The sequence below is a fragment of the Streptomyces sp. NRRL S-495 genome (assembly GCF_000966955.1).
Taxonomy (GTDB): domain Bacteria; phylum Actinomycetota; class Actinomycetes; order Streptomycetales; family Streptomycetaceae; genus Kitasatospora; species Kitasatospora purpeofusca.
This window is the reverse complement of the sequence record NZ_JZWY01000031.1, coordinates 1-11,069: the sequence shown is the minus strand read 5'-3', so window position 1 is coordinate 11,069 and position 11,069 is coordinate 1. Positions and strand designations below refer to the sequence as shown.

Here is an 11,069-nt window from a genome sequence, read left to right as displayed (position 1 = left end):
GCGGGCCCGAGCGCGCGGGCCAGCAGGACGGCGGTGCCCCAGTCCCGCCACGCGGTGACCAGGGCGGCACCGGCGGCCCGCTCCTCGTCCGGGCCGGAGGGGGGAGTGGCGGAGGGGGCCGGGAAGGCGGACGGGGGGAAGGCCCGGTGGGCCTCCGCGAGCAGCAGGACGGCCTGCTCGTCGGGCCCGGTCGCACCAAGTGCCTGGGGTGCGAGGACGTCCGGCCCGAGCACCCGGGCGGCGGCGAGGACCGGACGCGGCACGGGGCCGGTACCGGGGAAGGCGGGCGCGGGCGCGACCGCACCCCCGGCGCCCCGGAGGGCGTCGAGGGTGCGGCCCGCCAGCCGCTCCACCGCTGCGGCGTATTCGTCGCGGAGTGCGAGATCGGCGGTCGGCATGGTTGCGTGCTTCTCCTTGGAGGGGGGCTTCGCGGTTTTCACGGGGTCGCGGCGCGTTCGCGCGGCGGCTCCGCCGGGGTCCGGGCCGTTGGCCTGCCGCCCCGGCCGCCGGGCTCATGACCGCGGCGGGGCCGGAGGGCTGTGGCGCGGTGGGACTCCGCGCGTCGCCCGGCAGCGTCCGTTCCGACTACCGCGTCTTCTCCTTCGGCGGCTTCGGGGACAGCAGCAGCGCGCCTGCCAGCAGCAGCAGCGCGGCGGCTTCCGGACGGTACGTGGGCGCGTCGCTGACGGTCGCCTCGTCCTCCGTGATCAACATGCCGAGTGCGTCGAGCTCGCCCTGGGTGGCGAGCGTCGTCCGCGTGGTTCGGGTGGTCTGAGCAAGCATCGGGTGCCTCCTCATCGAAGTTCCGTCGCCAGGCCCGGCGACGCCCCCCTCGAACGACGATACGAGCACGAACGGTCCGGCGCCACCGCGGCACTGTCCGTGACGGTGGTCACGAAGAGGCACCGCGCTGCCGCGCAGCGCTGTCGCCGGTACTCGGGAGTAGGTACGGTCGCTGCATGACCACTGCCTTGATCACCGGCGCGACCGCCGGCATCGGAGCCGCCTTCGCCCGCCGCCTCGCGCGGAGCGGCTACGGACTCGTCCTGGTGGCCCGGGACACCGAGCGGCTGGAGGGTTCCGCCGCGGACCTGCGCGGGAAGTTCGGCGTGGAGGTGGAGGTGCTCACCGCCGACCTCGCCACGGACAAGGGCATCGCCGACGTCGAGGCCCGCCTGTCCGACGACTCCCGTCCGGTGGACCTGCTGGTGAACAACGCCGGCTTCGGCAACCGCGGCGCCTTCTCCACCGTGCCGCTGCAGGACGAGCTGGACATGCTGAAGGTGCACGTCGAGGCGGTGCTGCGGCTGACCACGGCCGCCCTGCCGGGGATGCGCGAGCGCGGGCGCGGCGCGGTCGTCAACGTCGCCTCGGTGGCGGCCTTCCTGCCGCGCGGCACCTACGGCGCGAGCAAGGCCTGGGTGGTCAGCTTCACCCAGGGGGTGATGCGGGACCTCGGCGGCACCGGGGTGCGGCTGATGGCGCTCTGTCCGGGCTTCACGCACACCGAGTTCCACGAGCGGGCCGGCATGGGCACCGGGAACATCCCGTCCTGGGGCTGGCTGTCTGCCGAGCGCGTGGTCGAGGAGGCCATGCGTGACCTGGCCCGGGGGCGTTCGGTGTCGGTGCCGAGCAAGCGCTACAAGGCGGCGGTGGCGATCGCGCGGGTGCTGCCGTCCGGCAGGCTCGGCGGCGTCTCCTCCAAGGCGGCCCGGACGTACCGGACCGACTGAGCCGGCCGGCGCGCCCAGGGGGTGGGTGCGGCGGCCGGGCGTCCCGACCAGCACAGCGGAGTCGGTCTCACTATTAGCTTTGCTAACTATGAGCCTCTCTCGTTATGCTGGCGATCGCCCGACCGCCCACCCGCCGTCGGCGCGCGCCCCCCGGGCGCCGCGCCCGCGCCGCCGTCCGAGGGAGGCTGCCCGCCGTGCGCCCCGAAGGCATCCAGTGGACCCCGCCCGCCCGCGCCGAGAACGACCCGCGCCCGCCCACCCAGTGGCGGCGCATACTCGCGCTGTTCCGCCCCTACCGCGGCCGCCTCGCCCTGGTCGGCCTGCTGGTGGCCGCCTCCGCCGTGGTCTCGGTGACCACGCCGTTCCTGCTCCGCGCCGTGCTGGACACCGCGATCCCGCAGGGCCGCACCGGCCTGCTGACCGTCCTGGTGCTCGGCATGGTTGCCACCGCCGTGGTCAACAGCGTCTTCGGCGTGCTCCAGACACTGATCTCCACCACCGTCGGCCAGCGGGTCATGCACGACCTTCGCACCGCCGTCTACGGCCACCTCCAGCGGATGTCGCTGGCCTTCTTCACCCGCACCCGCACCGGTGAGGTGCAGTCCCGGATCGCCAACGACATCGGCGGCATGCAGTCCACGGTGACCTCCACCGCCACCTCGCTGGTCTCCAACTTCACCGCCGTGGTCGCCTCGGTGGTCGCCATGGTGGCGCTGGACTGGCGGCTCACCGTCGTGTCGCTGGTGCTCCTGCCGGTGTTCGTCTGGATCAGCCGCCGGGTCGGCAACGAGCGCAAGAAGATCACCGGGGAGCGCCAGAAGCAGCTCGCCGCGATGAGTTCGGCGGTCCAGGAGTCGCTGTCGGTCAGCGGCATCCTGCTCGGCCGCACCATGGGCCGCACCGACTCGCTCGCCCGCGAGTTCACCGGCCAGTCCGACCGGCTGGCCGACCTGGAGGTCCGCGCCTCGATGGCCGGCCGCTGGCGGATGAACACCATCCAGATCGTGATGGCCGCGATGCCCGCGGTGATCTACTGGGCGGCCGGCATGACCGCCGCCGGCGGTGCGCCGATCGTCTCGGTCGGCACCCTGGTCGCCTTCGTCTCGCTCCAGCAGGGCCTGTTCCGCCCGACCATCAGCCTGCTGGCCACCGGCGTCGCCGTGCAGACCTCGCTCGCACTGTTCCAGCGGATCTTCGAGTACCTCGACCTGACCGTGGAGATCGACGAGCCCGAGCACCCCGTCACCCTCGGCGAGATCCGCGGCGAGGTCCGCTTCGAGGACGTCGACTTCCGCTACGACCCGGAGCAGGAGCGGCCCACCCTCGGCGGGGTCCGGCTGCGGATCCCGGCGGGCGGCTCGCTCGCGGTGGTCGGCGAGACCGGCTCCGGCAAGACCACGCTCAGCTACCTGGTGCCCCGGCTCTACGACGTCACCGGCGGCCGGGTCACCATCGACGGCGTCGACGTCCGCGAGCTGTCCTTCGACAGCCTGGCCCGCGCGGTGGGAGTGGTCTCCCAGGAGACCTACCTCTTCCACGCCTCGGTCGCCGACAACCTGCGCTTCGCCAAGCCGGACGCCACCGACGAGGAACTCGTCGCCGCGGCCCGGGCCGCGCGGATCCACGACACCGTCGCCTCGCTGCCGGACGGTTACGACACCCTGGTCGGCGAGCGCGGCTACCGCTTCTCGGGAGGGGAGAAGCAGCGCCTCGCGCTCGCCCGCACCATCCTGCGCAACCCGCCCGTGCTGATCCTCGACGAGGCCACCAGCGCGCTGGACAACAGCACCGAACGGGCCGTCCAGGAGGCCATCGACACCCTCGCGGAGGGCCGCACCACCATCACCATCGCGCACCGGCTCTCCACCGTGCGCGGGGCCGACCAGATCGCCGTGCTGGAGCGCGGCGAGGTCGCCGAACTCGGCACCCACGAAGAGCTGCTGGCGGCGGACGGCCGGTACGCGGCGCTGCTCCGGCGGGAGGCCCCGGTCGCGGCCGTCGCTCCCTGAGCCGGGCGTCGCCGGGGGAGCGGTGACCCAGGTGGCGGGGTGGCGGGGCCGGAGGGGTGGGGCCGCCGGTCTCAGGCCGCCTTGGGGAGGCCGCCTTGGGGACCTCGTTGTACGTCTGCACGACCTCCTGGCCGGAGAGCTGCTGGATCGCCGCCATCACCTCGTCCGTGACCTGGCGGCGGGCCTTGAGCGAACGCGCCTGGCCGTGCAGCTCGTCGAAGTGCAGCGGCTCCCCGAAACGGACCGTCACCTTCTTGAGGCGCGGCACCCGCTTGCCGATCGGGAGGATCTGGTCCGGCCCCTCCAGCGCCACCGGCACCACCGGGACGCCGGCGGTCAGGGCCAGCCAGGCCACGCCGGTCTTGCCGCGGTAGAGGCGGCCGTCCAGCGAGCGGGTGCCCTCGGGGTAGATGCCGAACGCCTTGCCGTCCTCCAGGATCTCCAGCGCCGACTCCAGCGAGGCCTGGGCGGACCGGTAGGTGCCGCGCTCGACCGGCACCGCGCCGATGCCCTGGAAGAAGCCGCGGGACAGCGCGCCCTTGAGGCCGCTGCCGGTGAAGTACTCGGCCTTGGCCAGGAAGTGGACCCGGCGCGGCGCGGTGAGCGGGATGACCACGCTGTCGATGAAGGAGAGGTGGTTGCTGGCGAGGATGACGCCGCCCTTGCGCGGCACGTTCTCCATGCCCTCGATGGTGGGCCGCCAGATCCCCCGGGCGAGCGGTTTCAGCACCAGCCTGGTGACGAGATCGAGCATGGTCCCTCCCTGGACGAGCACGCCCGAGAGGTGCCCGGGCCTGGGGTACGACGAGCGGCGTTCGCTTCCCCGGCCGGGCCGGGATCAGACCCGCAGACTACGACACCCACCCCCGAGCCCGTCCACTCCCGCCCGCAGTGGCGCTCGCCACGGGCGGGTAGGGTACCGCCGTCGGAAATGCACATCAGCAGTTGATTCGGTCCCAGGAGGCCCCCATGGCAGACGTCGACGACATTCGCGCGGCGTTCGACAAGTTCGACCGGAACGGCAACGGTCGGATCACCGCCGCCGAGTACGCGCGACCTCACCACCTCGGTCGCCGTGGCCGAGGCCATCATCAAGCAGATGGACACCAACCACGACGGCGAGCTGACCTTCGAGGAGTTCCTGGCCGCGCGCCAGGGCTGACGAGGCCGGGGCCGACCGGCCCGGACGGGGTCCCGGATCGTTTCCGGGGCCCCGTCCTCGCGTTGTTGTCGCCCGCTGTGCCTGCTGTGCCCGGCCCGTCTGTCGCGTCTGTCGCGCCTGTCGCGCCGTCGTGCGCTCAGCCGGTGGTCGGGAACACCCGGCGGACCACGCGCTCCGCCGCCCCGCCGTCGTCCCAGGGGCAGAACCGCTTGCGGAAGTCGGCCCGCGCCGCCGGCTCCGGGTCACCGGCCAGCAGCGCCGCCGCCAGCCCCTCCGGATCCGTCGTCAGCGCGCCCGGCGGCTGCTCGAACAGGTCGAAGTAGACGCCCCGGTCGCGCTTGTACTCCTCCCAGTCCGGCGCGAAGATCACGATCGGCCGGTCCAGCACCGCGTAGTCGAACATCATCGACGAGTAGTCCGTCACCAGGACGTCGGCCGCCAGGTAGAGGTCCTCCACCGTCGGGTGCGCCGACACGTCCAGGATCTCCGCCGCGTCCTCGTCCGCCGTCAGGTCGCCCGGGCCGCCGGTGTGGAAGTAGTGGGTGCGGACCAGCAGCGTGAAGTCCGGCCCCAGCCGCCGGGCCAGCTCCCGGACGTCCAGCAGCGGCACATAACCGCCGCGCGCCTCCCGGTGGGTGGGCGCGTACAGCACGGCGGTGCGCCCGGGCGCCAGCCCGAACCGTTCGCGCATCGCCGCCGTCCCGGCCGGCGTCGCCCCGGCCAGCCGGTCGTTGCGCGGGTACCCGGTGTCCAGCATCTCGTAGCGGCCCGGGAAGGCGCGGGCGAAGTGCTCGCTGGTGTGCGGGTTGGAGGAGACCAGGAAGTCCCAGCGGTCGACCGCCTCCTGGAGCCGGTCGAAGTCCATCCCGTCGGCGGCCACCGGGTGGTCCCTGAGGTCCATGCCCATCGCCTTCAGCGGCGTGCCGTGCTGGGTCTGGACGTGCACCGTGCCGGGCCGCTTCGCCATGGTCCGGGGGAAGTTGACATTGTTCACGAAGTACTTGGCCGTGGCCATCGTCCTCAGGTACGCCGGGGTGTTGACGATCACGTACGGCACACCGTCCGGCAGCGTCGCCGCCTGGGCGCGATTCTCCACCACCCAGACCCCGTGGATCCCGGGCGCGAGCTCCTTCGCCTTCTCGTAGATCGCGGCCGGGCTGCACGCGTAACCCCGGTGCCAGTACGCGGCGTACACCGCCAGGTGCGGGTTCAACGGCATCCGGCGGAACGCGTTGTACGCGGTGAACCGGGCGCTGCTGCGCACCCCCTTCTTCAGGGCCGGCGCCACCGCCCGCGCCCCGCGCTTGAGTTCGCGCGGCAGCCGGCCGGTGCGGCGCAGTTCCGCGTACGCGCGCCGGGCGCCTCGCGCCGCGAGCCGGTACTGCACGCCGCGCACGCCTCCCGGGAAGCGGTAGCCCGCCGGGCGGTGCCGGGTGAAGTGCTCGGCGATCCGCCGGAAGAACTCCGGCCGCAGCCCGACCGGGACCAGTCCGGGGGTGTCGTAGACGGTGAGTGCCTGCTGCACGGTCCGCTCGAAGACCAGGGTCCGCAGTGTCCCGGGGACGGGCCGGACGGGGTGGCCGGGGTGGTCTGCCGGGTCGGGTCGGTCCAGGAAGGCGAAGATCGCGTCGTACTGGGCGAAGGCGTCGGCGTGCTTGGCGGAGGCGGTGCTGGTGATCGCCCCGGCCCGGCCGCGCCGGTAGAAGTAGCAGGGGCGGTCGAAGTAGCGCAGCCGCTCGGCGGCGAGCAGTGCCGGGTAGGTGACGGAGATGTCCTCGTAGAAGCCGCGACCGAAGGAGACGTCGAGCCCGAGCAGGAACTCCCGGCGGAACACCTTGTTCCAGACCGACATCACCGTCTTGAACACGGCCGGGTGCTCGGCCAGCGTGCCCCCCGCGACGAGCGGGGAACCGGTCAGCACGTGCCGCCACGGGTTGGGCTCGGTCCCGCCGTCGGGGTAGACGTGGACGAAGTCGGTCAGCAGGACGTCGACGGGCGCCTCGCCGCGCCGCTCGCGCTCCAGCTCGCCGGTGAGCTCGTCGAGGAGGGCGGTCACCGTGCCCTCGGGCACCCAGTCGTCGCTGTCGACGAACCAGACGTACGCGCCGCGCACCTCGGGGAGGGCGGCGGTGCGGGCGCCGCCGAGGCCCTGGTTCTCCGCGAGGTGGAGGACGCGCAGGCGCGGATCACGGGCCGCGTACTCGTCCAGGATCGCGCCGCTGCGGTCGGGGGAGCGGTCGTCGACCGCGATCACCTCGAAGCGGGACTCGGAGGACGGGGTGTCCGCCAGGAGGGAGTCGAGGCAGCGGGGCAGGAAGCGCTCCACCCCGTGGACGGGGAGCACGATGCTGAGGAGGACTGGCACGCTGGCCGAGTCTACCGAGCGCGGCCGCGGAGGGCGGAGGACGGGTGCGGCGGCGCTGCTGGTGGGCGGGGTGTGCCCTCCCGGGGAGGCCCGGCTCGGGGAGGCCCGGCCAGGGTCGGGGGCCGGGGCGGTCACGGCCGAGGGCTGATGGGCCGGAGCCGCCGGTGCCGGACCCCGGAAGGGGGTGGCACCGGCAGCCTGGTGGCGGCCCGGCCGACCCTCTACGGCCGGCCGCCGGTCCGAGCACCGCCCGAACCTGGCCACCGCAGCGTCGAGGCGGCCTGGCAGTAGGCACGGGGGAGCCGGAATCTTCATCAGTCGAACACGGGGGGCGGTGGTGCTCGCGCCCGCGTGATCGATAGAGATATTGCTTGGAGCCGACTCCCGCGTCAATCCCCCGGCTGTGTTCACTTCCTAAACGGATAGTCGTACCTTGTCGCCGGCGGACCGGGCCCGCCCCGGGGGTGACGGCCGGAGGGCCGTGCGGTGGCCGCCGGGTGGCCACGGCGCGTGAAGGGGCGGTGACCCCGTGCGCCGGGCGTACACCGTCACGGCGGGCGCCGGGTGTGCGACCCGAAGAACCCGGTGACGTCCCGCCGGTCGTGCACCATCATTGATGCTCAGTCGTGATCGGTCGGGTGGGCCCTGGTGCAGTGTCAGTTGACGCAGCACGGTACGGTTGCAGAACACCAGGACGGTTGCGCGAAGGCCGTCTGTCACGGATAGTCTTCGCCTCACGGCCCTGGCGCCTCGTAGGGGTGGGAAAACTGATGGAACACATGCAAGTGCGGACCCGGCCTCGGGTGCCCGCGATCCAGTGCGGCGTCGGCGCGACCGGCCGCCGGATCGAGCGACACCTGGCTGTGCTCGGCGCGCCCGCACTCCCGGCGGTGGACACCGCCGAGGCGCTCGGGCTGATAAGGGAACTGACGCCGCGTGGCGTCGGTGCCCCGACCGCGCCGCCGCGCCGCCACACGCGGGTCAAGCTGCTGGCGCCGCTGCGCCGGCTGCGGCGGGGGCTCTTCGGCAGCCGCGGCTGAGCCGACCGGTCCGGTCGAGTCAGGTCTGGTCGAATCCGGTCCGGTCGCGCGGGGCCCCGAATCCGGGGTCTCCGCACCGCTCTTCCTCCTGCACACACGCCTTTTCGGCACCGGCCCGACGGATCCTGACGACCGTCGGGTCTTCCGCGTTTCCGCTCCCCGATCCGTGTCGACGCGGGCCGACGCGGACGGGTCCGTCTCCGGCCCGGCTGATCATCCGTGGTCCGTTCCGATCCTCGGATGTCATTTTTGGTCTGAACCTCTCAGCCTATGTCGACCGGCCCCTCCGCCGCCGGGAGTCGGCGAGGCTGGCCGGTCCACCCTCGGCCGTGGGTCAGGATGGCGCCATGGCGGACCACACCCACACCCGAACCACGTCCCACTCCACTCCCACCTCCACGTCCTTCCGGACCGAGACCTTCGACATCACCACCGGAATCCATGAGGTCGCGCTCGACATCACCGACCGCTGCGTCCGGTTCCTCGACCAACACGCTGTCGGACGGGACGGCCTGCTCAACGTCTTCGTCCCGCACGCCACGGCCGGGATCGCCGTCCTGGAGACCGGTTCCGGCAGCGACGAGGACTTCCTCGCCACCCTGCGCGACCTCCTGCCGGCCGACGACCGGTGGCGTCACCGGCACGGCAGCCCCGGTCACGGCCGGGACCACGTCGTCCCCGCCCTGGTGGCCCCGCACGCCACCCTGCCGGTGATCGACGGACAGCTCGCGCTGGGCATCTGGCAGTCGGTGGTGCTGGTCGACACCAACGGGGACAACCCGCACCGCACGCTCCGGCTCTCCTTCCTGGGCTGAGCGCGCCGCCCGGCCCCGGCCCCGGACCCGGACCCGTCGGGGCCGGGCGGAACGCTAGTCCGGCAGCGGTGTCCCGGTTCCGGGCCCGGCGGCGGCCTCGACCACGGACGCGAGGTACCGCTCTATCGCCAGGTACTGGCAGAGCACGGCGACCGGGCGGCCGAGCCGCGCGTACCAGGCGGCGAGCCGGGCGAAGGCGACGACCTCGAACCACACCTCGCCCGCCGCGTCCATCGACACCAGGAACGCTTCCTCGCCGCACTCCGGGTGCCCCGGCAGCGTCCCGTAGGCGAAGCCGATCCGGTCCGGCTCGTCCACCGTCCACACCACCCGGCACGGGATCACCAGCCGGGGCCAGCGGCTGCCGGGCAGGCCGAGCCGCAGGAGGACGGTCGCCCCGGGCTCGGCGGGCGCGTACGGGAACACGGCGAAGCCGGTGCCCAGCTGGCAGCCCCAGCCGAGGACGAAGCGGCCGGCCCGCGCCAGGACCTCCGGGCCGTGCCCGAGATGCACCCGCCGCCGCAGATGCGTGTAGCCCTCCGGCAGCCGGGCGTCCGCGGTGGCACCCACCTCGCGGTAGTTGGGTCCGGTGGCCCGGGCGGCGCGCAGCCTCCGCTCCAGGGCGGACCCGGTGGATCCGGCCGTCCCTGTGGATCCGGAGGTCTCGGCCGTCCCGGTGGCCTCGGCGGCGTTGGTCCGGGCGGAGGGGACCGGCGGGACCGGCGGCGGGACGGCGGGGACGGCGGGGTCCACCTCGTGACCGGGAGAGTCGGGCATACGGCCACCGTATCGACGGTCCCCGGAGCGGCCTCGCCCGGGACCGCCTTGCGCCCTGCCCGGTCCGGGGAGTAGAGAGGCGGCATGAGCGAAACAGCCAGGCAGGACACGGCCGCCCCCGGTATCCAGGACACCCCGGCGGCGGAGCAGGTCTGCGAGCTCGCCCCGAGCGGCGCGGAGGCGGCCCTGCTGCCCGACCCCGGTTCCACCGGCCCGCGCGCGGACTGCGTGCTGTGCGGCGAGCCGACCGAGTTGCCCGCCGACCACCCGGGCAGCACCCTCTGCCCCGTCTGTACCTGGCAGCAGGCCCAGCGGATCGCCTGCTCCGGCTGAGCGGGCCGCCCGGCCCCCGGCCCGCCGCAGGATCCTCCCGGGGCGGACGGTCGGTCGAGTCAGGGGCGTCTCCGGCGTCAGGCGTCCTCCCGTCCCGCCGGCGCCAGGGTGGAGCCGTGCCGGCCCTTGCGGACCAGGAGCTGGGCCGGGATCCGGCTGCGCAGATCGGCGACGTGGCTGACGATGCCGACCGCGCGGTCCCGCTCGCGCAACCCGTCCAGGACGTCCATCACCTCCTCCAGGGTGTGCTCGTCGAGGCTGCCGAAGCCTTCGTCGATGAACAGGGTGTCCAGCGGCATGCCCCCGGCCTCGTCGGTGACCACGTCCGCCAGACCGAGTGCCAGGGCGAGCGAGGCGAAGAAGCTCTCGCCGCCGGAGAGCGTCGCGGTGTCGCGCTCGGTGCCCGTCCAGGCGTCCACCACCCGCAGCGCCAGCCCCGAGCGCTTGTTGCCGCCGCCCCGGTCGTCGCTGTGGACGAGCGTGTACCGGCCGCCGGACATCCGGACCAGCCGCTCGCTCGCCGCGGCCGCCACCTGCTCCAGCCGCGCCGCCAGGACGTACGACTCCAGGCGCATCCGGAGCCGGTTGTCGGTCGAGGTGCCGGCCGCGAGCGCCGCCAGTCGGCTGATCCGCGCGTACCTGGCCAGCTCCGGGGCCAGCGAGCGGGCCAGCTCGGCCAGCTGCCGCCCGATGGCGGCGAGGGCCTCGCACCGCAGGTGGGCCGCGTCCCGCGCCGCGTGCGCCGCCCGCAACCGGTCGGTGGCGGCGCCGAGCCCGCTCCGGGTGCCCGGCAGGTCGGCCGGCGGCAGGGCGGCGGCCGCGACCAGTTCGGGTT

Annotated in this window: 10 protein-coding genes and 2 pseudogenes; 6 read left to right on the top strand and 6 right to left on the bottom strand. The window is 73.8% G+C overall.

The genetic code is table 11. From position 1 onward, the window contains the following. Together VR45_RS02540 and VR45_RS02535 are read right to left on the bottom strand one after the other, a co-directional pair. Positions 1-398 (bottom strand): annotated as a pseudogene (locus VR45_RS02540) (hypothetical protein); the annotation flags it as partial. A 187-nt stretch (positions 399-585) separates the two neighbouring features. Further along, positions 586-783 carry a hypothetical protein gene (locus tag VR45_RS02535; protein ID WP_045938014.1) on the bottom strand — a complete coding sequence of 66 codons (198 nt, stop codon included), beginning with the start codon at positions 781-783 and terminating at the stop codon, positions 586-588. Positions 784-959: 176 nt separating this feature from the next. On the opposite strand from VR45_RS02535, the gene VR45_RS02530 reads away from it, so the two are divergent. Then, complete coding sequence (locus tag VR45_RS02530) at positions 960-1,733, top strand: SDR family oxidoreductase (RefSeq protein ID WP_045938013.1); 774 nt, start codon at positions 960-962, stop codon at positions 1,731-1,733. Between the two features lie 194 nt (positions 1,734-1,927). Continuing rightward, positions 1,928-3,742 carry an ABC transporter ATP-binding protein gene (locus VR45_RS02525; RefSeq protein ID WP_045938012.1) on the top strand — a complete coding sequence of 605 codons (1,815 nt, stop codon included), beginning with the start codon at positions 1,928-1,930 and terminating at the stop codon, positions 3,740-3,742. Positions 3,743-4,058: 316 nt separating this feature from the next. Here VR45_RS02525 and VR45_RS48280 read toward each other — a convergent pair. After that, positions 4,059-4,496 (bottom strand): annotated as a pseudogene (locus VR45_RS48280) (lysophospholipid acyltransferase family protein); the annotation flags it as partial. 345 nt (positions 4,497-4,841) lie between these two features. Between VR45_RS48280 and VR45_RS50430 the strand changes: the two are divergent. After that, positions 4,842-4,904, top strand: coding sequence for a hypothetical protein (locus tag VR45_RS50430; RefSeq protein ID WP_353612656.1), 63 nt, complete (start codon positions 4,842-4,844; stop codon positions 4,902-4,904). Positions 4,905-5,040: 136 nt separating this feature from the next. On the opposite strand, the gene VR45_RS02520 is transcribed toward VR45_RS50430, so the two are convergent. After that, positions 5,041-7,269, bottom strand: coding sequence for a CDP-glycerol glycerophosphotransferase family protein (locus VR45_RS02520; RefSeq protein ID WP_045938011.1), 2,229 nt, complete (start codon positions 7,267-7,269; stop codon positions 5,041-5,043). A 770-nt stretch (positions 7,270-8,039) separates the two neighbouring features. On the opposite strand from VR45_RS02520, the gene VR45_RS02515 reads away from it, so the two are divergent. Then, positions 8,040-8,309 (top strand): hypothetical protein, encoded by a 270-nt coding sequence (locus VR45_RS02515; protein WP_045938010.1) that lies wholly within the window; start codon positions 8,040-8,042, stop codon positions 8,307-8,309. 347 nt (positions 8,310-8,656) lie between these two features. After that, positions 8,657-9,124, top strand: coding sequence for a YjbQ family protein (locus VR45_RS02510; RefSeq protein ID WP_045938009.1), 468 nt, complete (start codon positions 8,657-8,659; stop codon positions 9,122-9,124). A gap of 54 nt (positions 9,125-9,178) precedes the next feature. On the opposite strand, the gene VR45_RS02505 is transcribed toward VR45_RS02510, so the two are convergent. Then, complete coding sequence (locus tag VR45_RS02505; protein WP_078896170.1) at positions 9,179-9,901, bottom strand: DUF1990 domain-containing protein; 723 nt, start codon at positions 9,899-9,901, stop codon at positions 9,179-9,181. A gap of 84 nt (positions 9,902-9,985) precedes the next feature. Between VR45_RS02505 and VR45_RS02500 the strand changes: the two genes are divergently transcribed. Next, positions 9,986-10,234 carry a hypothetical protein gene (locus tag VR45_RS02500; protein ID WP_045938008.1) on the top strand — a complete coding sequence of 83 codons (249 nt, stop codon included), beginning with the start codon at positions 9,986-9,988 and terminating at the stop codon, positions 10,232-10,234. Positions 10,235-10,311: 77 nt separating this feature from the next. Here VR45_RS02500 and VR45_RS02495 read toward each other — a convergent pair. Beyond that, on the bottom strand, positions 10,312-11,069 hold a 758-nt coding region (locus VR45_RS02495; RefSeq protein WP_045938007.1), incomplete at its 5' end, for an SbcC/MukB-like Walker B domain-containing protein.